A 23,873-nucleotide genomic window follows, 5' to 3' on the forward strand; every position below is an offset into this window, starting at 1 on the left:
ACCCCGTTCCCGCGGGAAACCGGCCGCAAAAAGTGACCGCTGCCACGGTCCCCGAAGGGGGTTCCCAGCAGCCTCGGACATGCCTATGGTAGAGCGGTGAACGCACTTCTTTCCGGGCAGTAGTCCGCGCGCCCGGGCGCTTTCGCCGGCATTCGTTTCAAGGAAGAACGAAGAAAAGAAGGGAAGAACCACATGGGTGAAGAATCCAGCCAGTTCCACATCAGGCCTGAGGTGGCGGACCACCTTGCGGCAGCCATGGATGCGCCTGTGGCGCCCGGCCCCGCGGCTACGGGTGCCGTTCCGCTGGCAGGGCAGGGCGGGTGGCCGGACGGCATGGGAAAGCGGCGGCACCCGAAGGACCAGGGCTCCGGCCATGGGCGGATGGGTCACGAGGCCGCAGTGACGGCTGTGCACCGCACCGGCCGGCCCCAGATGCCGCACTCCTCATAGCTGCCTCAGGCGCCCGGATCCAGCAGGGCGACGCGCGCTGTCCATATCGACAAGGAAATTACCTGGCGCCCCCGACATATGGGGGCTGCCAGGTAATTTGCGCGCCGCGGACCCGCAAGCGCGCCGAAAAGCGTGCGCCCCGCCGGGAGTCATCGCGCCGGGATCACCCTTCGCGGACCACGTCCGACGGGTCCTTGTCCAGGCGCCAGCCCCGCCACCGTGGATGCCTGAGCCTGCCCGGGCCCGTCCACTCGCTGTAGGTCACCTCGCCTACAAGCTCCGGTGACACCCAGTGGGCGTCGGCGGAATCCGGCCGGGGGACGTCGTGGAAGGGTGAGGTCTTCCGGCCCAGGCGTTCCACCGTCTGGCGGAGTTCCGTGAGCTCCCGGCTGCTGAAACCGGACCCGACCCGGCCCACGTACTGCAGCTTGCCGCCGTCAGGAATGCCCACCAGCAGCGATCCCACGGTGTCCTGCCGCCCGCCCTTCCCCGGCCGCCAGCCGCCCACCACCACTTCCTGCGTCTGCTCCGTCTTGAGTTTGATCCAGGTCCTGGTCCGCTGCCCGCTCACGTAGCGGCTGTCGGTCCTCTTGGCCATCACTCCTTCAAGGCCGAGCTCCTGGGCGCTCTGGAGGAGGAGGTCCACGGATTCCTCGAGCACCATGGACAGGTCCACCGGGCATTCGGAGGGACGGAAGAATTCCTCCAGCCGCTGCCGCCGTTTGCTGAGCGGCAGGCGCCGGAGGTCCTTGCCGTCGTCGAAGAGCAGGTCGAACAGCATCAGCTGGACCGGGATCGAGGTGCGGGCTTTGGCGACGTCGGCCGCCCGGGTGAGTTTCATCCGCCCCTGCAGCAGACCAAAGTCAGGCCTTCCGCCGGGCCCGACGGCGATGATCTCACCATCTGCCACGAACGGCTGCCCCGGCCAGCAGGCCCGGTCCGTGAACTCGGGGTAGGTCTTGCTGACGTCGTTGCCGTTGCGGGAGAAGATCCGGACCTTTTCGCTGTCCGCCACCAGCAGTGCCCGGACACCGTCCCACTTGAGCTCGTACTGCCACGTGCTGCCGTGCAGGTCGGCAGTGCTTCCGGAGGTCGCCATCATGGGCGCGTACTCCAGCGGGTCGGGAAGGGCGCTCAGCGTTGCTGCGGAAGCCGCGGACGGCTCTTCGCCGCCGGCGCCCGGTGACGGTGCCTTCGACGACGGCGCCGCCTGCCGTCGTCGTCCGCCTTGCTGCTCCTGGTCCATCAGGTGGATGAGCCATTGGTTTTCGGCGTCCTTCCCCTGCCCGCGTCCGGTGTGGATGAGGGCCACCTTCCTGCTGCCGCCCAGCCCGCCGCCCTCCGATCCCGTCAGGGTGACGATGACTTCCTTGCCGTTGATCCACTTGTGCAGTTCGTAGGTGCCGGTGTCCCAAATGGTCATTTCACCCGCGCCGTACTGTCCCTTGGGGATGGTGCCGTGGAAGGTGAGGTAGTCCATGGGATGGTCCTCGGTCTGCACGGCCAGGTTGTTCTTGCCGCCGGACTCCGGGACGCCCTTGGGCAGGGCCCAGGATGCCAGGACCCCCTCGTGTTCCAGCCGGAGGTCCCAGTGCAGGCGGCTGGCGTGATGTTCCTGGATGACAAAGCTGTTGCCGCCGGCCGGGATCCCCGCGAACGGTTCGGGGGTCGCCTTGGGGTCGCGCATCGAGCGGTACCTGCCCAGCCGGGCGTCGCCGTCGTGGTGTGCGTCCCCCTGTTCCGGGCTGCCGGTTGTCCCACCCGCCGCCGCGCTTGCCGCAGCGTTGACGACGGCGGCGAACGGGTCCTTGCCGTCCCGCACCCGGCGCAGCACCTCCTGGTAGTCCAGGTGCTTCAGCGTGGGAGACTGGATTTCCCGCCAGGTCCGCGGGGCGGCCACCATGGGCGTGGGCCTGCCGCGAAGCGAGTAGGGGACCACCGTGGTTTTTGCGGCGTTGTTCTGGCTCCAGTCCACCAGCACCTTGCCCTTGCGCAGTGACTTCTTCATGTCGCTGACGGCGAGGTCCGGGTGGTCGGCCTCGAGTGCCCGGGCCAGTTCGCGGGCGAAAGCGGAGATCTCTTCCGAGGTCTGGGTCCCGTCCAGTGCTGCATACAGGTGGATGCCCTTGCTGCCACTGGTTACCGGCACCGGGTCCAGGCCCACGTCCTGCAGGATGTCCCGCGCCAGGAGGGCCACTTCGCGGCATCCCGGCAGCCCGGCGCCCTCGCCAGGGTCCAGGTCCAGCACCAGCCGGTCCGGATTGAGCTGGTTGCCGTGCGAATCCACCCGCCACTGCGGCACGTGGATTTCGAGGGAGTTGATCTGGCCGAACCAGGCCAGCGTGGCGGCGTCGTTGACCAGGGGGTAGTGGATGGTCCGGTCCTTGTGCGTGATCGCTGCCCGGGGCAGCCAGCCAGGCGCTGAGTCCTCCAAATCCTTCTGGAAGAACACCTCACCGGGCTTGTCCGCGGTGCCTACTCCGTTGACCCACCGCTTCCGCGTGGCCGGGCGGTTGGCGGCCGCCGGTATCAGGACGTGCGCCACCGCAGCGTAGTAGGCCAGCACGTCCGCCTTGGTGGTGCCGGTCTCCGGGTAAATGATTTTGTCCAGGTTGGTCAGCGTCAGTTCGCGGCCCGCCACCCGGACACGTTCCCGGCTACCTGCCATGGGGCTTCACCTCCGGCCCGCTCTGATGTTGACTGTAGGAATGAGAGCCATCTGGAAAGGTGCCATCGCGTTCGGCCTGGTCAACGTGCCCGTGAAGGTCTACAGCGCCACTGAGGATCATGACATCAGTCTGCACCAGGTTCACAATGCCGACGGCGGCAGGATCCGCTACCAGCGCCGGTGCGAGGTCTGCAGCGAAGTGGTGGACTACTCGGACATCGAGAAGGCGTTCGAGGAGGACGGCCGCACGGTGGTGCTGTCCAAGGATGAGCTCAAGTCCATTCCTGCTGAGAACAGCCACGAGATCGAAGTGGTGCAGTTCGTGCCGTCGGAGCAGCTCGAACCCATGATGTTCGAGAAGAGCTACTACCTGGAGCCGGACTCCAAGTCGCCCAAGGCCTACGTGCTGCTGCGCCGCGCGCTGGAGGACACGGACCGGGTGGCCATCGTCCAGTTCGCGCTGCGGGAAAAGACCCGGCTGGGTGCCCTGCGCATCAAGGACGACGTCCTGGTGCTGCAGTCCCTGCTCTGGCCCGATGAGGTACGCGAGGCCAACTTCCCATCGCTGGACGCCGATATCAGGATCTCCGCCCAAGAACGGGACATGTCCGCGGCGCTGGTGGAATCCATGGCGGCCGACTTCGAGCCCAGCTCCTTTACGGATGAGTACCAGGTGCAGCTCCGGCAGCTGATTGACGCCAAGCTCGAACAGGGCGAATCGCTGGACACGGAGGAAACGTTCGGCGTCGAGGCCGGCGAGGGCGGCAAGGGCGAGGTCATCGACCTCATGGAGGCCCTCAAGCGGAGCCTGGACCGGAAGCGCGGCGGCGGGGAAGCCGCCTCCGCCGGTGGAGAATCCGACGACGAAGCGGACGCAGGGGACGAGGAAACCGAGGATGCCAAACCGGCCCGTAAGGCCGGTACCAAGGCGGCGGGGGCCGCGTCCAGGACGGCGGCAGCGAAGACCGGCACGGACGATGCCAAACCAGCCGCCAGGTCATCAGCGAAGTCCACATCGGCTTCCGCCAAGACCACGGGAGCAAGATCCGCAGCGTCCAAGTCGACGACAGCCAAATCCACTGCAGCCAAGTCCACTGCAGCTAAAACAACCGCGTCCAAGTCCTCCGGCACGGGCCCGGCGGACACCAAGACGTCCGGCACAAAGGCTGCGGCAAAACCGGCGGCCAAGACCACCAGGGCGCGCAAGCCGGCCTGACCGGCAATCGATACGGCATTCCAGAGGTGCCGGGCCGGCCGGGCTGGCGCGCTTTCGGAAAACGTGCCTTTACAGCGGCCTCCAACGCGCCCACAATGAGTCGCATCGCAGCCTCCGCTGTGCCAACGGCGCGCTGCCACCCATTCCGGACGGACATGTAAGGGGCGCGGGCATGAGCCAGCAGACGGATGCAGTGGAGGCTGACCGGGAGCTGAAGAAAAAGCACCGGGCCATGTGGGCATCAGGGGATTACCCCGCCCTCGCGGACGAGATGCTCCTGGAACTGGGCGCCGTCCTGGTGGAGGCCTGCGGCATCAGGCCACGCCAACGGGTGCTGGACGTTGCGGCCGGAACCGGCAACGCGGCCATCCCGGCAGCCATGATGGGGGCCAAGGTGGTGGCCAGCGACCTTACTCCTGAACTTTTCGAGGCAGGGCGCAAGGAGGCGGCCAACCGTGGCGTCAGCCTGGAGTGGCAGGAGGGCGACGCCGAAGCCCTGCCCTTTGGTGATGCGGAGTTCGACGCCGTGATGTCCTGCATCGGGGTGATGTTTGCGCCGCACCACCAGGCGGCCGCGGACGAGCTGCTCCGGGTCTGCAAGCCGGGAGGCTCGATCGGGCTGCTCAGCTGGACGCCGGAAGGATTCGTCGGTCAGATGCTGGCAACCCTGAAGCCGTTTGCCCCGCCGCCCCCGCCCGGCGCGCAGCCAGCGCCGCTCTGGGGGAGCGAGGAGCATGTCCGCGTACTGCTGGACGGGAGCGTCACCGACGTTCACACCCGCAAGCAGAACCTGGCCGTCAGGAGCTTTCACCAGCCCGCGGACTTCGTCAGGTATTTCAAGTCCCACTACGGCCCCATCATCTCCGTCTACAAATTCCTGGGCGAGGACCGGGACAAGGTCCAGGCGCTGGATAAGGCCCTCACCGATCTTGCTGATTCCTTTGGTGATGCGCACGGCGACAGCCCGTTCCAGATGGAATGGGAGTACCTGCTCTTCACGGCCAAGAAGGCCTGAGCCATGGCGGGAAACCACGTGGCTACATCCGTTGCCACCATCAACGCCCGGCCGGAGCGCGTGTGGGAAGTGCTGACCGATCCGGCCGCAGTGAAGGAGTTCATGTTCGGGACCACTCTGGAGACGGACTGGACGGTGGGAAGCCCCATCATCTGGCAGGGCGAGTGGGAGGGAAAGACGTACCAGGACAAAGGCCGGATCCTGGCGGTGGAGCCGGGGCGGAAGCTCGTCCACACCCATTTCAGTGCCCTGTCCGGCCAGGAGGACAAACCAGAGAACTACCACACGCTCGAATGGACACTCGAGGACCAGGGCGGCGCCACCCGGCTGACGCTGGCCCAGGACAACAACCCCACGGAGGAAGCCGCCGCGCACTCGAAGGGTATGTGGGACAAGCTCGTGGCGGATGTGAAGGCACTCGCCGAGCGCGGCTGACTGATGCCCGCCCGTGCGGGCGGACGGTTAAAACCAGGCGGTCGCCGTCGGGCGTATCCCTTGGGAGGGAAAGCCCGACGGCGGCCGCCGGCGTTGTGCTGCCTCAGGCAGCGAAGGTGCTACTCGGCGTCGTGGTCCGTTTCGAGGATCTGCACCAGGCGCTCCAGCGCATCGTCTGCGCCGGCACCTTCGGCGCGGAGGACCACCACGTCGCCGTGTGAGGCGCCCAGGCTCATGAGGGACAGGATGCTGGCGGCATCCATGGCCTCGTCTGCCGGCTCGCCTTCACGGGCGATGGTGATGTCCAGGTCGAACTCTCCGGCTGCCTCGGCAAAGATAGCGGCGGGGCGGGCGTGCAGGCCCACGCGGCTGGCAACTGTTGCTGTGCGTTCTGGCATTTTTGCTCCTTTGTCTTTCGGCGTGCTGATCGTTCAGCGCCGGGAAGGTCTGTGGCTGAACCGGCTCAGACGGTTACGGGAACCGGTTCAACCGTATCAACGGTCTTCTTGACTGCCCAGCGCTTCAGGGCGATGACCGAGAGGGCGGTGACCACGACGCCGACGATGATCGAAACAACGAACATCAGGAAGTTGTCGATGGCGAAGAAGACGAACAGGCCGCCGTGGGGTGCCTTGGATCCGACGCCGGCAGCCATCGAGATGGCTCCGGTCACCGCACCGCCCAGCATGCTGGCGGGGATAACGCGCAGCGGGTCGGCCGCGGCGAACGGGATGGCGCCTTCGGAGATGAAGGACGCGCCCAGCAGCCAGGCTGCCTTGCCGTTTTCCTGCTCCGCCAGGCTGAAGAGCTTCTTGTTCAGGACGGTGGAGGCCAGGGCCATGGCCAGCGGCGGAACCATGCCGGACGCCATGACGGCGGCCATGATCTGCCACGGGGCCTGGTTGTCGATGGTTGCGGCACCGAGGCCGGCGACGGCGAAGGAGTAGGCAACCTTGTTGACCGGGCCGCCGAGGTCGAAGCACATCATCAGGCCCAGGATCACGCCCAGGGCGATGGCACCGGCGCCGGTGAGGCCGGACAGCCAGGAGTTCAGGCCGTTGGTGATGGCGACGATGGGACCGCCCAGGATTACGAACATCAGGCCCGAAGCCACCAGGGAGGCCAGCAGCGGGATGATCACCACGGGCATCAGGCCGCGCAGCCAGCGTGCCACCTGCAGGCGGCCCACCACGTGGGCGATGTAGCCGGCCAGCAGGCCGCCCACGATGCCGCCCAGGAAGCCGGCACCCATGAACCCGGCAACTGCACCGGCGACGAAGCCGGGCGCGATGCCCGGGCGGTCAGCGATGGCGTAGGCGATGTAGCCCGCCAGCGCCGGAACCAGGAACCCGAGCGACAAGGCGCCGATCTTGAACAGGACCGCGCCGAGGTAGGCGCCCAACGGCCCCCAGGCGTTTTCGGGGAATTCGGTGGGCAGGTTGAACAGGCTGTTCTGGACCACGATCGTGTCCGCGTACTTGGTGATCAGGTAGCCACCCATGAGGAAGCCGAGGGCGATCAGCAGGCCGCCGCCGGCCACGAACGGAATCATGTAGCTGACGCCAGTGAGCAGGGCCTTCTTGAGCTTCTGGCCGATGTGCTCGCCCTTTTCCTCAGCCTCGTGCTCGGCCTGTTCCTCCGCGCCGAAGTGCGGGACGCGGCGGGCGTGGGGGTTGTCAGCCGCGGCGAGGGCTTCCTGGACCATCTTGTCCGGCTCATCGATGCCGCGCTTTACCGGGGCGTTGATGACCGGCTTGCCGGCGAAGCGCTCCTTGCCGCGCACGTCCACGTCCACGGCGAAAATCACGGCGTCCGCCGCGGCGATGACGGCGGGGTCCAGTGCCTTGGCGCCGGAGGAACCCTGGGTCTCCACCTGCAGGTCAACGCCCACTTCCTTGGCAGCTGCCACAAGGGAATCGGCTGCCATGTAGGTGTGGGCGATGCCGGTGGGGCACGCGGTGACGGCTACCAGGCGCTTGGGTCCGCGGGCTGCGGAACCGGCGGAAACCCCTGCGGGGGCACCCACAGCGCTGGCACCGGCTGCGCCGGCTGCGCCTACTCCGGCTCCGACCGGAACTGCGTCAGCCGGAGCAGCTGCGGCGTGCGCGGCGGGCTTGTCCGCCAGCGCGCCGTCGACGAGTTCCACAATTTCTTCCTGGGAGGACGCGTTGCGGAGGGCCGCGGTGAAGTCCTTTTTGATGAGGGACCGGGCGAGCTTGGAGAGCAGCTTCAGGTGCTCCTGGTCCGCTCCGTCGGGAGCGGCGATGAAGAACACCAGGTCAGCGGGGCCGTCCTTGGCGCCGAAGTCCACCTTCGGGTTCAGGCGGGCCATGGCGAGGGTGGGTACGGTGACGGCGGCAGAGCGGCAGTGCGGAATGGCGATGCCGCCGGGGATGCCCGTGGCGGTCTTCTGCTCGCGGGCGAAGGCGTCCGCGAAGAGTCCTTCAACTTCTGATGCGCGTCCGGTGGCAGCTACCTTGCTTGCCAGATGCCGGATCACCGTCTCGGGGGCGTTGCCCAGGTTCTGGTCGAGCTCGACCAGGTCCGTGGTGATGAGCTGGGTCACTGTCAATCCTTTCGAAGGGCCGTGATGGTTACGGCATCCGGGGTGGTTTGGTTTACTGCCGGAACGGTGGAACCCGGCAGCGAGGCAGCGGCGGCACCATGGGCCACCGCCTGACGAAGGCAGTCGGCAGGGGCGGCGCCCCGGCCATGGGCAAGCAGGTAGCCGGCAAGTGCGGAGTCGCCCGCACCCACCGTGCTGACCGCGGTGACCGGCGGGTGCGTGGCCAGCCACGCGCCGTCGGCCGTGACAAGGACAGCTCCCTTGGAACCGAGAGTTGCCAGCACAGCACCCACACCGGAACGGACGACGGCGGCTGCGGCGGCAGCGGCAGCAGCCGGATCCGCTTCCAGTTCGTCACCGGATGCCGGGGGGAAACCGGCAGCTGCGGCCAGCTCCGCCAGTTCCTCGGCGTTGGGCTTCAGGAGGTCAGGCATGCCCTCCGGGCCGCCGGTAAGGGCGGCCGCGAGTGGCAGGCCGGACGAGTCGACGGCGATGCGCGGGGCGGCGCCGTCGGCGGAAGAACGCAGGCGGCGGGCTGCCGTTGCGTAGAAGTCGGTGGGGAGTCCCGGCGGCAGTGATCCGGCCAGGACCACCCAGGTGGCGCCGCGTGAGCTTTCGACCAACAGCTTGATCAGGGCTTCCTGCTGGTTCTCATCCAGCGCGGGGCCCGGTTCGTTGATCTTGGTGGTCACGCCGCCGGGTTCGGTGAGGGCCACGTTGGTGCGCAGCGGCTCGTCGATGGGTAGCGAAACGAAGGGCACCGCATGCTCGCGCAGGCCCGCCAGGACGGGATCGCTGTCCGCGCCGGGGAGGACGGCAAGGGACTCCAGCCCCGAGGCCACCAGCGCGCGGGAGACGTTGACGCCCTTGCCGCCGGATTCCTGGCGGACGGAGATGGCGCGCTGTACCTCGCCACGCTCGAGCGGGCCGGGAAGGGCGACGGTCCGGTCAAGGCTGGGGTTGGCCGTGAAGGTGACGATCATGCGACCACCACATCAACGCCGGCCTCTTCCAGGGCGGCTGCGAGTTCAGGTCCGGGTTCACTGTCTGTGATCAAGGTGTCCAGATCTTTCAGGGAGGCGAACTGGACCAGGGTTTCCGTGTCCAGCTTGGAGGAGTCGGCCAGCACCACAATGCGGCGTGCCGACTGGACGAAGGCTGCCTTGACGGCGGCTTCTTCAGGATCGGGAGTGCTGACGCCAAAGGTGGCGTGGATGCCGTTGGTTCCGATGAACGCGATGTCAGGGCGGATCCGGGCGGCGGCGTTCACCGTTGCCTGCCCCACGGCTACCTGGGTGAGGCCGCGAACCCGGCCGCCCAGGATCTGCAGGGCAACACCGGGGACGTTGGAGAGTTTGCTGGCAATGGGTACTGCGTGCGTGATGACCACCAGTTCGTGCTGGGGGCCCGTTCCGTCGGAAGGTTCGACGGCGGTGCGGCGGGCCAGCATGTCGGCAAGCACTTCGGTGGTGGTGCCCCCGTCCATCAGGACGCTGGCAGGCGAGTTGCGGGGGATCAGGGCAAGGGCGGCTTCGGCGATCCGGATCTTTTGGTCCGGCCGCTGAATGGCCCGTTCAGTGACGCTTTCCTCGGTGGTGCTGAATCGGTCTGCCGCAACAGCGCCGCCGTGGACACGGCGGACCGTGCCGGCGTTTTCGAGGGCGGCGAGGTCCCTGCGCACCGTTTCGGTGGTGATGCGGAAGCGCTCAGCCAGCAGGGTCACGCTGACCCGGCCGCTGCCGGCTACAAGCTCGGCAATCTGTTGCTGGCGCTCTTCGGCGAACACGTACCCTCCGTTGCGTAGGTCCTGCTGTGAGGTTGTCCGCCCTGCCGACTTCCCGGCCTTGCGTGACTGGCATCACATTGATGTTGAGTTACTTGACTTTATCTTTGCTTCTGTTGGTTTGTCAATGGAAACCAACATGAAACAAGATCGAGCTTTCCAGTCCGGCGCAGGCACGAAAAAGCCGGGCGGGACGCGTGGTGGTCCAGCCCGGCTTTTTCGGGTTCATCGGTCACGCCCCGGGATCCCCGTCCCCGTTCGCGTGTGGCTAGATACCGCCGTCGCGGCTTTCGTGGCGGGTGATGCGCTCACCGGTGTTGGGATCGATAACGGAACGTGATTCGCTGACGCGGCGGCTGCGGCCCGGGGAAGCGAGGATGAGCGAGGCGACCAGCCCGATCACCCCTACGGCCATGAGGATGTACCCCACCAATTGCTGGTCCACGAACGGGATCAGTCCGGGCGCGACAGCCCAGGCAAGGATGGCGCCGAGGGCGATGAGGAAGATTGACGATCCGATTCTCATGACTTGCTCCTTATGGCCGCGGGCTGCGCGGCGCTGGTAGGGCGATACGGGAGGGTGGTGCGTACACTGCCAAAAGCCAAGCCTGCTGTCTGTCAAGCGTCACGCTACCTCCCGGTGATTCCGGATTCAACGATCCGGGCGGGGCGTCGTGCTTCCGTCGTTAGGCTTGACCAGTGGAAACAGTTGTGTGGTCCAAGCCGGAAGACCAGCGCGCAGGCACCCCCCTCCTGGTGATGATGCACGGGTACGGTACGGACGAGTCCCGGATGGTGCGCCTCTTCGAGTACCTGCCTCCCGAGTTCACGTTTGCCGCCCTGCGGGCACCGATGCCCATCGGCGACCACTGGGGCTGGTTCCTGCTCGACTACTTCCTGGCGAACGACTTCGCGGATGTCATCTCCGCCGCCAACTCGGTACGGGCATGGATCAGCTCCGTCAGGGACCAGCACAGCAGCGTCACCCTGATGGGGTACTCGCAGGGCATGGCCATGGCCAGCACGCTCCTGCGGCTGCACCCCGACGACTACAAGGCCGTTGTGGGACTGTCCGGCTTCGTGCTCAACAACGAACTCCTCTCGGTGACCGACTCCTTTGACGTCAAGCCGCCCTTCTTTTGGGGCCGGGACAAGGCGGACCTGGTGATCAACGAGGACGCCGTTGCCTACACCGCCGAGTGGCTGGAAAAGAACACTCTGTTGACGGCCCGGACATACCCGGGAATGGGGCACGCGATGTCCAGGACCGAGATGGTGGACGTCAGCGCCTTCCTGCGTCACTACGTGCTGCGCTGACTGTGTAGCGTCCCCATCAGTGGGTAAGAAAAAACAGTTGCCAGCGGAATTTGCAAGCGCTTACACTCGTCTACGGCCATGATCGGTCCTGCAGTGGGCGGACAAGGAAGTGATGCTGAGCGCGCGAAGCGCAGCACACCCTCCTTTAGGCTGTCCCGGCAGGGCCGGCTGTCCACTAACCGAAAGGACACCGCACTGCCGATGACACTGGAAACTGCAGCTGAGGCCGCCGCCTGGACCGGCGCCGCAGCAATCCTGTTTGACCTGGACGGCGTCCTGACGCCCACCGCTACCGTGCACGAGCGCGCCTGGCAGGAATTGTTCGACGGTTATCTGGCCTCGCACCCGGAGCTCCCCGGATACCGGGAAAGCGACTACTTCGACCACATCGACGGCAAGCCCCGCTTTGACGGGGTGCGCGACTTCCTGGCCTCGCGGGGACTCACGCTGCCGGAAGGCCCGCTGGATGACGACCCGGCCCACGGAACCGTCCAGGGCCTGGGCAACCGGAAGAACGCGATCTTCAATGACATCGTGAGCGCCGGCGTCGAACCGTTCCAGGGCTCGGTCCGCTTCCTCGAAGCCGCCCTGGAACGCGGACTCAAGATCGCCGTCGTCTCTTCTTCCCGCAATGCCCCCGCCGTCCTGAAAGCCGCCGGTCTCAGCCACTACTTCGCCGTGGTGGTGGACGGGGTGGTGGCCGCGGAGCAGGGCCTGCCCGGTAAACCAAGCCCGGCTACCTACGAATACGCGGCAAAACTGCTGGACCTCTCCAGTCCCGAGTGCGTGGTGGTGGAAGACGCCGTATCAGGGGTGCAGGCCGGACACTCGGGAGCGTTCCACTCAGTGATCGGCGTGGACCGTGGCGCCGGGCGGCAGACGCTCCTGGACGCCGGAGCCACCTTGGTGGTCAACGACCTCCAGGAACTCGTCCCCTAAACCCAGGTCTCAACCCCCGTTGCCTGCCCCGGGCAACCCTGCTGCTCCCCGGCAGCACCCATCCGAGTATTGCCCTTCCCCCGAATATTCCGTGCCGGCCAGCCCGGCACCACAGCAAGGTCAAAAGGACCCCGACCATGGCATTGATTTCCGCGGACCGCGAACGGTTCCCCGATACCCCCTGGCAGCTCGTCGAAACGCGCTACGGAACCGATGGCACAGGAACCCTGGAGGCCCTGTTCGCCCTGGGCAACGGCCATCTGGGCATCCGGGGGGCGCATTGGGCGGCGGCCGATGCCGAGCTGCCAGGCAGCTTCATCAACGGCCTGCACGAAATCTGGGACATCAAGCACGCCGAAAACGCCTTTGGCTTCGCCCGGACGGGCCAGCGCATCCTCTACATCCCGGACGCCAACAACTTCACCGTGGTGGTGGACGGCGAAAGCCTCAGCCTCGCCGAATCAGAGGTCCTGGACTACCGCCGGAGCGTCGACTTCTCCACCGGGATCTACGAGTGCCGCGTCACCTGGCAGTGCCGGTCCGGCGCCACCGTGACCACCACGGAACGGCGGGCTGTGGGCTACGAGTCCCGCGGCTGCCTGGGCATTTCCCTGGAGGTGGAATCGGACCGGCAGATCTCCCTGGACGTCACCTCCGCGGTGATCAACCGCCAGGACCAGCCGGTGGAAGACCACTCCGTGCACGATCCCCGCCGGGCCGGACGGCACGCCGGGCGGGTGCTGCTCCCCGTTCGGCTGGACGGCGGCGACGGCTCGTTGCGGTTGTCCTGGGAGGCGGCCGAATCCAAGCAGCGGGTGGGGATCGCAGTGGACCACTGGACCTCTGCCGGGCACCAGCCGTTCGAAACGGTGGTGGACCAGGACGACAGCACCGTCCGGTACGTCCTTGCGGTCGAAGCCGGCGATCCGTTCCGCTTGGAAAAGAGCGTCAGCTACGCGGCCGGCCGCACCATCCAGGACCCGGACGTCGATGCGGCCGCAGTGGCGGAGGAAGCCCTCCGCCCGGTGGACAGCATCTTTGCCGAAAGCATGGCCCACTACCGCGGTTACTGGGCCACCTCGGACATCGTGGTTGAGGGCGGCCGGGCCGGGCTGCAGCAGGCCATCCGCTGGAACCTTTTCCAGCTGGCCCAGGCTACGGCGCGTGCCGATGTTGCCGGCATCCCCGCCAAGGGCGTGACGGGTTCGGGCTACGAGGGGCACTACTTCTGGGACCAGGAGGTGTACCTGCTGCCGTACCTTACCTACACCAACCCCGACGGCGCCCGGCAGGTCCTCGAGTTCCGCCACGGCATGCTTCCCGAGGCCCGAATCCGGGCGAAGGAACTGAGCGTGGACGGCGCCCTCTTCCCGTGGCGCACCATCAACGGCCTCGAGGCCAGCGCCTATTACGCGGCCGGTACCGCACAGTTCCATATCGCCGCCGCGATTGCCTTCGCCACCAACCGGTACCTCTGGGCAACCGGAGATGCCGGATTCCGGGATGGCATGGGCGCAGAACTGCTGATCGAGACGGCCCGGATGTGGATCTCCCTGGGCTTCTTCGGCAAGGACGGACTCTTCCACATCCACGGCGTCACCGGCCCTGACGAGTACACGGCCGTGGTGAACGACAACCTGTATACGAACGTCATGGCCCGCTTCAACCTGCGTGCCGCCGCCGCGCTTGGGCACGCAGGCATCACCCACGAGGAGCGCCAGCTGTGGGAGGCGGCCGCCAGCCGCATGCAGCTGCCCTTCGATGAACGGATGCAGGTCCACTCCCAGGACAACGACTTCATGACCCTGGAAGCCTGGGACTGGACCACGCCGCGTTCCAAGTATCCGCTGCTGCTGCACTTCCACCCCCTGGTCATCTACCGGCACCAGGTCCTGAAGCAGGCGGATACCGTCCTGGCCATGTTCCTGCAGTGGCAGGACTTCACGGCTGAGGAGAAGCAGCGGGCCTTCGACTTCTACGATCCCATCACCACCGGCGATTCAACGCTGTCCGCCTGTGTCCAGGGGATCATGGCGGCCGAGGTGGGCTATTCGAGGGAGGCCCTGGACCACTTCACCAATGCCGCCTTCATTGACCTTGACAACACGCATGGCAACACGATCGACGGCGTGCACATCGCCTCCACCGGCGGAGTCTGGAGTTCGCTGGTGTGCGGGTTCGCCGGCATGCGCGACCAAGGCCAGGTCCCATACTTTGATCCACGCCTGCCCGCGGAGTGGGAGGGACTGACCTTCCACCTGAAGATCAGGGGCCGCCTGCTGCTGGTCCAGCTCGCCGCCCGCTTTATCACGCTGACGGTCCAGGACGGCGGGCCGCTGGAGGTGGACGTCCGTGGCCAGCGGCTCATGGTGGGCAACGAGCCGGTGCGGGTGCCGCTGGAACCGGTGGGGGAGCCGGAACCCACGGTGTTCCCCAGCGGATTGCCGACGGCGAGCATCCCGGTGGTGCGCGGCAACAGCTGAGCGCGTTGCCGGGCTGGGAGGACGCGTCCGGCGGAGGCCCGGCAGCTTCCCTTGCCGGGCCTCCTCCATCTCCCGCTGCCGTTCCGGCCGGGTGCCCCCCCCAAAAAAGCACCAGGCCGGAACGGCAGCGGCCTAGCCTGCGAGGAGGGTGGCGGCTTCCTGGCGGGTGGTGCCGGAGTCCTGGATGCCTTCTGCGATGTGGGCGAGTTCGGCGGGGATGTCGCGGCCTTTTTTGCGCATGGCGGTGGCCCAGAGGCGGCCGGCGCGGTAGGAGGAGCGGACCAGGGGTCCGGACATGACGCCGAGGAAGCCGATGTCTTCGGCTTCGTGCTGGAGGTCCACGAATTCCTGGGGTTTGACCCAGCGGTCCACGGGCAGGTGCCGTTCGGACGGGCGCAGGTACTGGGTGATGGTGATCAGGTCGCAGCCGGCCTGGTGCAGGTCGCGGAGGGCTTCGCTGATTTCTTCGCGGGTTTCGCCCATGCCCAGGATGAGGTTGGACTTGGTGACCATGCCGAGGTTCCGGCCCTGGGTGATGACGTCCAGGGAGCGTTCGTAGCGGAAGGCGGGGCGGATCCTTTTGAAGATCCGGGGCACGGTTTCGACGTTGTGCGCGAAGACTTCGGGGGCGGAGTCGCAGATCGCCTTGATGTGGTCGGGGTTGCCGGAGAAGTCGGGGATGAGCAGTTCCACGCCGGTGCCGGGGTTCAGTTCGTGGATTTTGCGGACGGTTTCGGCGTAGAGCCAGACGCCTTCGTCTTCGAGGTCATCGCGGGCCACGCCGGTGACGGTGGCGTAGCGCAGCTGCATGGATTGGACGGAGCGGGCCACCTTGGTGGGTTCGAACATGTCCACGGGGGAGGGTTTGCCGGTGTCGATCTGGCAGAAGTCGCAGCGGCGGGTGCATTCGGAGCCGCCGATCAGGAAGGTGGCTTCCTTGTCTTCCCAGCATTCGAAGATGTTGGGGCAGCCGGCCTCTTCGCAGACGGTGTGGAGGCCTTCCTTTTTCACCAGGTTCTTCAGCCCGACGAACTCCGGGCCCATCTGGACCTTGGCCTTGATCCACTCCGGCTTGCGCTCCACCGGGACCGCAGCGTTGCGCTGCTCGATCCGCAGCATCTTCCGGCCTTCAGGTGCCAGGGTCATGATCGTGTTTCCTTTGTCTTCTTGGGGAATCGGAGTGTGCCGGGTGTCAGCGGGGTGTCAGCATTCGACGACGTTGACGGCGAGGCCGCCCATGGCGGTTTCCTTGTATTTGTCGCTCATGTCTTTGCCGGTTTCGCGCATGGTGATGATGACTTCATCGAGGGAGACGCGGTGGGTGCCGTCGCCCCAGAGCGCCATTTTCGCGGCGTTGATGGCCTTCGCGGCGGCGATCGCGTTCCGTTCGATACAGGGGACCTGGACCAGCCCGCCGATCGGGTCGCACGTCAGGCCCAGGTTGTGTTCCATCGCGATCTCCGCGGCGTTCTCCACCTGGGCCGGGGTGCCGCCCATGACCTCGGCCAGGCCCGCGGCGGCCATCGAGGACGCGGACCCGACCTCGCCCTGGCAGCCCACCTCGGCCCCGGAAATCGAGGCCTGTTCCTTGTAGAGCACCCCCACGGCGCCGGCGGCGAGCAGGAACCGCGCCACCACACCGTCCCGGTCGGCCTGGGTGGCCTGGTCCATGCCCGGGGCGAAGTGCAGGGCATAGAACAGCACCGCCGGGATGATCCCGGCCGCCCCGTTCGTGGGGGCGGTGACCACCCTCCCGCCGGAGGCGTTTTCCTCGTTCACCGCCAACGCCACCAAGTTAACCCACTCCTGCCAATACCTGGGGTCATAGTGGTCCTGCCCGTCTTGGTCGGTGTCTTCGGGGCGGGCGGTTTCCTTCTTCAACCGCTCGTACCAGTCCGGGGCGCGGCGGCGGACCTTCAACCCGCCCGGCAGCACCCCTTCACGCTTGAGCGAGGTCTGCACGCAGTTCTCCATCACCGACCAGATATGCAGCAGCCCGGCCCGGATCTCCTCCTCGGACCGGGAGGCCTTCTCGTTCACGAACATCACGTCCGCGATGCCCAGCCCGGTCACCGCGCAGTGCTCCAGCAGTTCCGCCGCGGTCCGGAACGGCAGCGGCAACTCTTCCTTGGACGCGTCCAGTTCCTGCTGCGCCGCGTCCTCTTCACCTTCGCGGACGATGAACCCGCCACCGACCGAGAAGAACGTCGCCGCATGCACCACATCCCCGGCAGCGTCCGTGACGGTGAACGTCATCCCGTTCGTGTGCCGCGGCAACACCGTCAACGGCCGCAGCACCATGTCGCCCACCCCGTACGGCAACGCCACCGAACCGGCCAGGTTCAGGATCCCGGTCTCCGCGATCGAGGCCAGCCGCTCCTCCACCTGCTCGGGCAGGATCAACTCCGGGTGGAACCCCTCCAACCCCAGCAGGATTGCGGTCATCGTCCCGTGACCATGCCCCGTCGCCGCCAACGACCCATACAAATCCACCCGCAGCGACGCCACGTCCGCGAGCTTCCCCGAGGCCTTCAACTCCTCAGCAAACACAGCAGCAGCCCGCATCGGCCCCACAGTATGCGAAGACGAAGGGCCAATACCGATAGAAAAAAGGTCGAATACGCCGACTGCCACGGTGTGTTCCTAACTGGACGGAGAAGAAGAGAAAGCGGGCCGCTGTGGGACCGGTATCCGGAAGCGTGCGTCCAAGGGAGCGTCACGTCCGCTCGGCGGGCGTCTACGCGACCTGGAGCCACGCCGTCCGGGTTCCCTAACCGAGCTTGCGAGGTTAGGGAGACGGCGAGGAGCAGGCGGAGGATGCCGGCCCCACCGCGCCCAAGGCGGGCACGGGACTCAGGACAGGGGTGCCACACCCGGGTAGAGCGGGTGGGCTGCGGCGAGTGCCTCAACGCGGTGACGGAGCCCGGAAAGGTCCGCGCCGGCGTCGGCAATCAATGCCTCGGCGATGATGTCCGCAACCTCGCGGAAGGCTTCCTCGCCGAAGCCACGGGTGGCCAGGGCAGGGGTTCCGATGCGCAGGCCCGAGGTGACCATCGGCGGACGCGGGTCGAACGGCACGGCGTTGCGGTTGACGGTGATGTCGATCGCGGCGAGCCGGTCTTCGGCCTGCTGGCCATCGAGTTCGCAGTTGCGCAGGTCCACCAGGACCAGGTGCACGTCGGTGCCGCCGGACACCACGCTGATGCCCTTGGCGGTGACGTCCGGCTGGACCAGGCGCTCGGCCAGGATGCGGGCGCCGGCCAGGACGCGCTCCTGCCGCTCCTTGAATTCCTCGGATGCCGCGATCTTGAACGCCACGGCCTTGCCGGCGATGACGTGCTCCAGCGGCCCGCCCTGCTGGCCCGGGAACACTGCCGAATTGATCTTCTTGGCGATGTCGGGGTCGTTGGAGAGGATGATGCCGCCGCGCGGACCGGCAAGGGTCTTGTGCGTCGTGGAGGTGACCACGTGGGCGTGCGGGACCGGCGAGGGGTGCAGGCCCGCGGCCACCAGCCCGGCGAAGTGCGCCATGTCCACCATGAGGTAGGCGCCCACGGAATCGGCGATGCGGCGGAACTCAGCGAAGTCCAGCTGGCGCGCGTAGGCTGACCAGCCGGCCACGATGAGCTGCGGCTTGTGCTCCTGGGCCAGGCGCTCCACCTCTGCCATGTCGATGGTGTGGGTGTCTTCGCGGACCTGGTACGGCACCACGTTGTAGAGCTTGCCGGAGAAGTTGATCCGCATGCCGTGGGTCAGGTGGCCGCCGTGGGCCAGGTTCAGGCCCATGATGGTGTCGCCGGGCTTGATCAGCGCGTGCATGACCGAGGCGTTGGCCTGGGCTCCGGAGTGCGGCTGGACGTTGGCGAACCCGGCACCGAAGAGCGCCTTGACCCGGTCGATCGCGAGCTGCTCGATGACGTCCACGTGCTCGCAGCCACCGTAGTAGCGCTTGCCCGGGTAGCCTTCGGCGTACTTGTTGGTCAGCACGGAGCCCTGCGCCTGCATGACCGCGGCGGCGGTGTGGTTCTCCGAAGCGATCATTTCCAGGCCGTCGCGCTGGCGGCCCAGTTCGTCGTCGATCTTTGCCGCAATTTCGGGGTCCAGGGCGGAGAGGTCTGCGTTCAGGCTGGGGGAGACCACCTGTTCAAAGGCCACAGTGCCCGCGGCGGATGAAACGCCGCTCACAGTTCGCCGCCGTTTGCTTCGGCGTATTCCTGTGCGGAGAGCAGCGGGCCCTCTTCGGTGACGGTGACTTTGAAGAGCCAGCCGGCGCCGTAGGGGTCGTTGTTGATCACGGCGGGGTCGCTGACCACGTCGTCGTTGACTTCCGTGACCTCGCCCGTGACGGGGGAGTACAGGTCCGACACGGACTTGGTGGACTCGATCTCGCCACAGGTCTCGCCTGCGGTCACCGTGGCGCCAACTTCGGGCAGGTCCACGTAGACGATGTCGCCCAGTGCCTCGGCGGCAACAGCGGACACGCCCACCACGGAGGGGCCGGAGCCGTCAGCGGCGATCCATTCGTGCTCGGCGGAGTACTTCAGTTCAGCGGCAACTTTAGCCATGGTGTTTTTCCTTAAGTTTGGAGTGCAAGAAAGCGGGAGCGCGGGGTTATTTCTGGCGCTTGTAAAAGGGCAGTGCGACGACTTCGAAGGGCTCAGCCTTGCCGCGCAGGTCCACGTCCAGTGCGGTGCCCAGCTCGGCGTGCTCGACGTCGACATAGGCCAGGGCGACAGGGTAGCCCAGGGTGGGGCTCGGCTGGCCGGAGGTCACTTCGCCCACCACGTTGCCGTCCTTGAGGACGGGGTAGCCGCCACGGCCGGCGCGCCGGCCGTGACCTTTCAGGCCGACGAGCTTGCGCTTGGAGCCGGACTCCTTGGCCGCCTCCAGTGCTGCCCGGCCCACGAAGTCCCCTTCCTTGGACTTAAGCGCCACCACGGGGCCAAGGCCGGCGTCGAACGGTGAACGCTCGAGGGAGAGCTCATTCCCGTACAGCGGCATGCCTGCTTCAAGGCGGAGCGAATCGCGGGATGCGAGGCCGCAGGGGACAATGCCGAACTCTTCCCCGGCCTGGGCCACGGACTCCCAGAGGGAAGCGGCGCCTTCATTCGGGAGGAAGAGTTCAAAGCCGTCTTCACCGGTGTAGCCGGTGCGGGCCAGGATGACATCGTGGCCGGCTACGGTGACTTCGTTGAACGCGTAATACTTCAGGTCGGTGACCAGGGCGTGCCGGGACTCATCCGTGAGTTTGAGCAGGATGGCCTCGGCCTTGGGTCCCTGGACTGCGACGAGCGAGGTTGCCGCCGAAGCGTCCTCCACCGTCACATCGAAGTTGGCTGCGCGCTCGGCGAGGGCGGCGGCCACGGTGGGGGCGTTGCCGGCGTTCGGGACCACCAGGTACTTCTCATCGCCGAACCGGTAGGTGATGAGGTCGTCGATGATGCCGCCGTCCTCATTGCAGATCAGCGAGTACTTGGCTTTGCCGTCCGCGATGGCGGACAACTTGCCTACCAGGGCGTAGTCCAGGAAGGCGCCGGCCTGGGGTCCGGTGACCCAGACTTCGCCCATGTGGGAGAGGTCGAACAGGCCGGCGGCTCTGCGCACGGCGTGGTGTTCTGCCAGTTCGGAGCTGTATTTGAGCGGCATCTGCCAGCCACCGAAGTCGGTGAAGGAGGCGCCAAGCTTTTTGTGCTCTTCGTAGAGAGCCGTGTAGTTCTCAGTCACGGGGGATCCTTAGTTTTCGAACTCGGACAGCGGCGGGCAGGAGCAGATCAAGTTCCGGTCTCCACCGGCGCCGTCGATCCGGCCCACCGGCGGGAAGTACTTGTCCTGCTTCAGGTGGTGGACGGGGAAGACGGCCTGCTCGCGGCTGTACTGGCGGGTCCATTCGGAGTTCACGACGGCGGACGCGGTGTGGGGTGCGTTGCGCAGCGGGGAATCCTGGACAGAGAAGTCGCCGTTGGCCACCTGGTCGATTTCCTTGCGGATGGTGATCATGGCCTCGATGAAGCGGTCGATCTCGGCCAGGTCCTCGGACTCGGTGGGCTCCACCATCAGGGTGCCTGCCACCGGGAACGCCAGGGTGGGGGCGTGGAAGCCGAAGTCGATGAGGCGCTTGGCCACGTCCTCGGCCGTGACACCGGTCTTGGCAGTGAGGTCGCGCAGGTCCAGGATGCATTCGTGCGCCACGAGGCCGCCTTCGCCGGTGTAGAGCACCGGGAAGTACTCGTTCAGGCGCACGGCAACATAGTTCGCTGCGAGCAGGGCTGCCTTGGTGGCCTCGGTCAGTCCCTCCCCGCCCATGAGCTTCACGTAGGCCCAGGAGATCGGCAGGACACCGGCGGAACCGAAGTTCGAGGCGCTGATGGCCACGCCGTGGCCTTCCTCATGCGCTGCCTTGTTGGCGTCGCCGGGCATGAACGGTGCCAGGTGTGCCTTGGCCGCGACCGGTCCGACGCCGGGTCCGCCGCCGCCGTGCGGGATGCAGAAGGTCTTGTGCAGGTTCAGGTGGGACACGTCGCCGCCGAACTTGCCGGGCTGGGCCAGGCCCACCAGGGCGTTCAGGTTGGCGCCGTCGACGTAGACCTGGCCGCCGGCCGCGTGGACAGCCTCGCAGATCTCGGTCACGTCCGCGTCGTAGACACCGTGGGTGGACGGGTAGGTGATCATGATCGCCGAGAGGACGTCCTTGTTCGCCTCGATCTTCGCGTACAGGTCCTCGTGGTCGATCGTTCCGTCCGCGGCCGTGGCAACGACGACGACCTTCATTCCGGCCAGGACCGCAGAGGCGGCGTTGGTGCCGTGGGCGGAAGCGGGGATGAGGCAGACGTTGCGCTGGGTATCGCCGTTGGCGCGGTGGTAGCCGCGGATGGCCAGCAGGCCGGCGAGCTCGCCCTGGGAGCCGGCGTTCGGCTGCAGCGACACCTGGTCGTAGCCGGTGATTTCCGCCAGGTCGGCTTCCAGGCCACTGATCAGTTCACGCCAGCCCTTGGTCTGGGACTCGGGGGCGAAGGGGTGGATGGAAGCGAATTCCGGCCAGGAGATGGCTTCCATCTCGGCGGTGGCGTTCAGCTTCATGGTGCACGAGCCCAGCGGGATCATGGTGCGGTCCAGCGCCAGGTCGCGGTCGGAGAGCCTGCGGATGTAGCGCAGGAGCTGGGTTTCGGACCGGTGGGTGTTGAACACCGGGTGCTGCATGAACTCAGAGGTGCGGAGCACCTCTGACGGCAGGTCGAAGCCCGCAGCGTCCACTACGGGGCCGGCGCCGAAGGCGACGGCGATCGCGGACAGGATTTCCGGCGTCGTGGTTTCATCCACGGACACGCCAATGGTGTCGGCATCAATGTGGCGCAGGTTGATGCCGCGTGCTTCAGCAGCGGTGATGACCTTGGCGGCCTTGCCCGGGACGGAAACGGTGACCGTATCGAAGAACGTCTCGGCGGCCAGTTCCCGGCCTGCGATCTTGAGCGTGGTGGCGAGGGCGCGTGCGTTGTTGTGGACGCGCTCGGCGATGGCCTTCAGCCCGTCGGGGCCGTGGTAGACGGCGTAGAAGGAGGAGACGATGGCCAGCAGGGCCTGCGCGGTGCAGATGTTGGACGTGGCCTTCTCGCGGCGGATGTGCTGCTCGCGGGTCTGCAGCGCCAGGCGGTAAGCCGGGAGGCCGGCGTCGTCCTTGGATACGCCCACCAGGCGGCCCGGCATGGAACGTTCCAGGCCCTTGGCCACTGCCATGTATGCGGCGTGCGGGCCGCCGAAGAACAGCGGGACACCGAAACGCTGGGTGGAGCCGACGGCGATGTCGGCACCCTGCTCGCCTGGAGGGGTGATCAGGGTCAGTGCCAGCAGGTCAGCGGCCACCGTCACCAGCGCGCCGCGCTCCTTTGCTTCGGCGATGACGCCGGCGTGGCTGAAAACGCGGCCGGAGACGCCCGGCTGCTGGAGCACGATGCCGTTGATTGCGCCGTCGGGCAGGCCCTTGGACAGGTCGGCGACCTCAACCTCGAAGCCGAGCGCCTCGGCGCGGCCCTTGACGATGGCGATGGTCTGCGGCAGGACGTCGGCGTCCAGGACGGTCTTGCCGTCGCGGACGTCCTTGTTCTTGTTGGCGCGGCGCATCATGAGGACGGCTTCGGCCACGGCGGTGGCTTCATCGAGCAGGGAGGCGTTGGCGATGGGCAGGCCCACCAGGTCCTGGACCATGGTCTGGAAGTTCAGGAGTGCCTCGAGCCGGCCCTGGGAAATCTCGGGCTGGTACGGGGTGTAGGCGGTGTACCAGGCCGGGGCCTCGAGGACATTCCGGCGGATGACGGCGGGCGTGATGGTGTCGTAGTAGCCCTGGCCGATCATCTGTACGGCGGTCTTGTTCTTGGCGGCGAGCCTGCGCAGTTCCGCAAGCACCTCAACCTCGCTCAGCGCGTCTTTGAGCGCAAGGGGCTTGGACTGGCGGATTGAGTTGGGAACGGCGATGTCCACCAGTCCATCAACGCTGTCGTAGCCAACGGCCTTGAGCATGGTGTCCACGTCAGCCTGGCGGCGTGCACCGATATGCCGGTCTGCAAAGGCAGAGGGAAGGGATTGAATCGTCATGAGGAACTCCAGGTTTGGCCGGCCACGGGTGGCACGGCATGGATCGGGTCCCTCCCCGCTCTGTATTGGACCTGAGAGATTCCGCAGACCCATCAGGGCCTGCTTGCACCGTCGGTGAGTGCTGCCGGAGCAGCACTGCTTTCCAGAGTCGCCTCGCCGTGACGGTACATGGGCCTGAGAGATTCCTGGGGAGGATTTGCTCCTACGGCGCCTGCCCGGTGATGGCCGGGAGAACTCTCCCGCCACAGCTCGAAAGGCATATTGAAATGTGGGTGATTCGGCTCACAGGTTACCGGCAAAGCGGGGCGGGGAGCAAATCGGTCCGTCATGGATTGGGGCTCCAGAGCGTTACGTGGATGGCGTAACGCCGGGTTTGACTTTTGTCCGTGACGGGCGCCACACTGAACCCCGTGAT

Annotated in this window: 19 protein-coding genes and 1 riboswitch; of the genes, 7 read left to right on the plus strand and 12 right to left on the minus strand. The window is 66.7% G+C overall.

Features of this window, described 5'->3' with window-relative positions:
• The first annotated feature begins 192 nt into the window (after positions 1-192).
• Complete coding sequence (locus VIK36_RS02235) at positions 193-450, plus strand: hypothetical protein (RefSeq protein ID WP_255174198.1); 258 nt, start codon at positions 193-195, stop codon at positions 448-450.
• A 163-nt stretch (positions 451-613) separates the two neighbouring features.
• Here VIK36_RS02235 and VIK36_RS02240 read toward each other — a convergent pair whose 3' ends face one another.
• Entirely contained in the window at positions 614-3,118 is a 2,505-nt protein-coding gene (locus tag VIK36_RS02240; protein ID WP_324643917.1) for an ATP-dependent DNA ligase, read from the minus strand.
• Between the two features lie 40 nt (positions 3,119-3,158).
• On the opposite strand from VIK36_RS02240, the gene VIK36_RS02245 reads away from it, so the two are divergent.
• From VIK36_RS02245 to VIK36_RS02255, 3 genes are all read left to right on the plus strand, one after another.
• Positions 3,159-4,334, plus strand: coding sequence for a Ku protein (locus VIK36_RS02245; RefSeq protein WP_324643918.1), 1,176 nt, complete (start codon positions 3,159-3,161; stop codon positions 4,332-4,334).
• Between the two features lie 172 nt (positions 4,335-4,506).
• Positions 4,507-5,349: a class I SAM-dependent methyltransferase gene (locus VIK36_RS02250; protein WP_324643919.1), complete on the plus strand. Its 843-nt coding sequence runs from the start codon at positions 4,507-4,509 to the stop codon at positions 5,347-5,349.
• Between the two features lie 18 nt (positions 5,350-5,367).
• A complete protein-coding gene (locus VIK36_RS02255; protein ID WP_324643920.1) occupies positions 5,368-5,784 on the plus strand; it encodes an SRPBCC domain-containing protein in 417 nt (138 codons plus the stop codon).
• A gap of 119 nt (positions 5,785-5,903) precedes the next feature.
• Here the strand turns inward: VIK36_RS02255 and VIK36_RS02260 are convergent, their stop codons facing one another.
• The 5 genes from VIK36_RS02260 to VIK36_RS02280 form a co-directional block, all read right to left on the minus strand.
• Positions 5,904-6,182, minus strand: a complete 279-nt coding sequence (locus tag VIK36_RS02260) for an HPr family phosphocarrier protein (protein WP_015935750.1) — start codon at positions 6,180-6,182, stop codon at positions 5,904-5,906.
• A 65-nt stretch (positions 6,183-6,247) separates the two neighbouring features.
• Positions 6,248-8,350: a fructose-specific PTS transporter subunit EIIC gene (locus tag VIK36_RS02265; RefSeq protein ID WP_324643921.1), complete on the minus strand. Its 2,103-nt coding sequence runs from the start codon at positions 8,348-8,350 to the stop codon at positions 6,248-6,250.
• Positions 8,351-8,352: 2 nt separating this feature from the next.
• On the minus strand, positions 8,353-9,333 hold the full coding sequence (locus tag VIK36_RS02270; RefSeq protein WP_324643922.1) for a 1-phosphofructokinase family hexose kinase: 981 nt from the start codon (positions 9,331-9,333) through the stop codon (positions 8,353-8,355).
• Positions 9,330-10,136 carry a DeoR/GlpR family DNA-binding transcription regulator gene (locus VIK36_RS02275; RefSeq protein WP_255174205.1) on the minus strand — a complete coding sequence of 269 codons (807 nt, stop codon included), beginning with the start codon at positions 10,134-10,136 and terminating at the stop codon, positions 9,330-9,332. Before VIK36_RS02275 ends, VIK36_RS02270 begins: the two co-directional genes overlap by 4 nt.
• 265 nt (positions 10,137-10,401) lie before the next feature.
• The gene (locus tag VIK36_RS02280) at positions 10,402-10,659 is read right to left on the minus strand and encodes a DUF6458 family protein (RefSeq protein WP_255174206.1); all 258 of its coding nucleotides are present in this window, start codon (positions 10,657-10,659) and stop codon (positions 10,402-10,404) included.
• A 173-nt stretch (positions 10,660-10,832) separates the two neighbouring features.
• On the opposite strand from VIK36_RS02280, the gene VIK36_RS02285 reads away from it, so the two are divergent.
• The 3 genes from VIK36_RS02285 to VIK36_RS02295 all read left to right on the plus strand — a co-directional run bounded on the left by VIK36_RS02285 (position 10,833) and on the right by VIK36_RS02295 (position 14,872).
• The gene (locus tag VIK36_RS02285) at positions 10,833-11,450 is read left to right on the plus strand and encodes a dienelactone hydrolase family protein (protein WP_324643923.1); all 618 of its coding nucleotides are present in this window, start codon (positions 10,833-10,835) and stop codon (positions 11,448-11,450) included.
• Positions 11,451-11,651: 201 nt separating this feature from the next.
• A complete protein-coding gene (locus VIK36_RS02290) occupies positions 11,652-12,389 on the plus strand; it encodes an HAD-IA family hydrolase (RefSeq protein ID WP_324643924.1) in 738 nt (245 codons plus the stop codon).
• A 137-nt stretch (positions 12,390-12,526) separates the two neighbouring features.
• Positions 12,527-14,872 (plus strand): glycoside hydrolase family 65 protein, encoded by a 2,346-nt coding sequence (locus VIK36_RS02295; RefSeq protein ID WP_324643925.1) that lies wholly within the window; start codon positions 12,527-12,529, stop codon positions 14,870-14,872.
• A gap of 132 nt (positions 14,873-15,004) precedes the next feature.
• On the opposite strand, the gene lipA is transcribed toward VIK36_RS02295, so the two are convergent.
• From lipA to gcvP, 6 genes are all read right to left on the minus strand, one after another.
• The gene (lipA, locus tag VIK36_RS02300; RefSeq protein WP_255174210.1) at positions 15,005-16,018 is read right to left on the minus strand and encodes a lipoyl synthase; all 1,014 of its coding nucleotides are present in this window, start codon (positions 16,016-16,018) and stop codon (positions 15,005-15,007) included.
• Positions 16,019-16,075: 57 nt separating this feature from the next.
• The gene (locus VIK36_RS02305; RefSeq protein WP_324643926.1) at positions 16,076-17,506 is read right to left on the minus strand and encodes an L-serine ammonia-lyase; all 1,431 of its coding nucleotides are present in this window, start codon (positions 17,504-17,506) and stop codon (positions 16,076-16,078) included.
• A 219-nt stretch (positions 17,507-17,725) separates the two neighbouring features.
• On the minus strand, positions 17,726-19,057 hold the full coding sequence (glyA, locus tag VIK36_RS02310) for a serine hydroxymethyltransferase (RefSeq protein ID WP_324643927.1): 1,332 nt from the start codon (positions 19,055-19,057) through the stop codon (positions 17,726-17,728).
• Positions 19,054-19,437 (minus strand): glycine cleavage system protein GcvH, encoded by a 384-nt coding sequence (gcvH, locus tag VIK36_RS02315; protein ID WP_224024538.1) that lies wholly within the window; start codon positions 19,435-19,437, stop codon positions 19,054-19,056. Before gcvH ends, glyA begins: the two co-directional genes overlap by 4 nt.
• 46 nt (positions 19,438-19,483) lie before the next feature.
• The gene (gcvT, locus tag VIK36_RS02320; protein ID WP_324643928.1) at positions 19,484-20,596 is read right to left on the minus strand and encodes a glycine cleavage system aminomethyltransferase GcvT; all 1,113 of its coding nucleotides are present in this window, start codon (positions 20,594-20,596) and stop codon (positions 19,484-19,486) included.
• A gap of 9 nt (positions 20,597-20,605) precedes the next feature.
• Positions 20,606-23,458 carry an aminomethyl-transferring glycine dehydrogenase gene (gene gcvP, locus VIK36_RS02325; RefSeq protein WP_324643929.1) on the minus strand — a complete coding sequence of 951 codons (2,853 nt, stop codon included), beginning with the start codon at positions 23,456-23,458 and terminating at the stop codon, positions 20,606-20,608.
• A 152-nt stretch (positions 23,459-23,610) separates the two neighbouring features.
• Positions 23,611-23,710, minus strand: a riboswitch (glycine riboswitch).
• Positions 23,711-23,873 lie beyond the last annotated feature (163 nt).

Source organism: Pseudarthrobacter sp. LT1, from assembly GCF_035621795.1.
In the GTDB taxonomy this organism is placed as follows: domain Bacteria; phylum Actinomycetota; class Actinomycetes; order Actinomycetales; family Micrococcaceae; genus Arthrobacter.

What these genes read in the sequence shown, in the direction of transcription:
- VIK36_RS02235 (WP_255174198.1), top strand. Translation starts at nt 193, where the DNA reads ATGGGTGAAGAATCCAGCCAGTTCCACATCAGGCCTGAGGTGGCGGAC.
- VIK36_RS02240 (WP_324643917.1), bottom strand. Translation starts at nt 3,118, where the DNA reads ATGGCAGGTAGCCGGGAACGTGTCCGGGTGGCGGGCCGCGAACTGACG.
- VIK36_RS02245 (WP_324643918.1), top strand. Translation starts at nt 3,159, where the DNA reads ATGAGAGCCATCTGGAAAGGTGCCATCGCGTTCGGCCTGGTCAACGTG.
- VIK36_RS02250 (WP_324643919.1), top strand. Translation starts at nt 4,507, where the DNA reads ATGAGCCAGCAGACGGATGCAGTGGAGGCTGACCGGGAGCTGAAGAAA.
- VIK36_RS02260 (WP_015935750.1), bottom strand. Translation starts at nt 6,182, where the DNA reads ATGCCAGAACGCACAGCAACAGTTGCCAGCCGCGTGGGCCTGCACGCC.
- VIK36_RS02270 (WP_324643922.1), bottom strand. Translation starts at nt 9,333, where the DNA reads ATGATCGTCACCTTCACGGCCAACCCCAGCCTTGACCGGACCGTCGCC.
- VIK36_RS02280 (WP_255174206.1), bottom strand. Translation starts at nt 10,659, where the DNA reads ATGAGAATCGGATCGTCAATCTTCCTCATCGCCCTCGGCGCCATCCTT.
- VIK36_RS02290 (WP_324643924.1), top strand. Translation starts at nt 11,652, where the DNA reads ATGACACTGGAAACTGCAGCTGAGGCCGCCGCCTGGACCGGCGCCGCA.
- VIK36_RS02295 (WP_324643925.1), top strand. Translation starts at nt 12,527, where the DNA reads ATGGCATTGATTTCCGCGGACCGCGAACGGTTCCCCGATACCCCCTGG.
- lipA (WP_255174210.1), bottom strand. Translation starts at nt 16,018, where the DNA reads ATGACCCTGGCACCTGAAGGCCGGAAGATGCTGCGGATCGAGCAGCGC.
- gcvH (WP_224024538.1), bottom strand. Translation starts at nt 19,437, where the DNA reads ATGGCTAAAGTTGCCGCTGAACTGAAGTACTCCGCCGAGCACGAATGG.
- gcvP (WP_324643929.1), bottom strand. Translation starts at nt 23,458, where the DNA reads ATGACGATTCAATCCCTTCCCTCTGCCTTTGCAGACCGGCATATCGGT.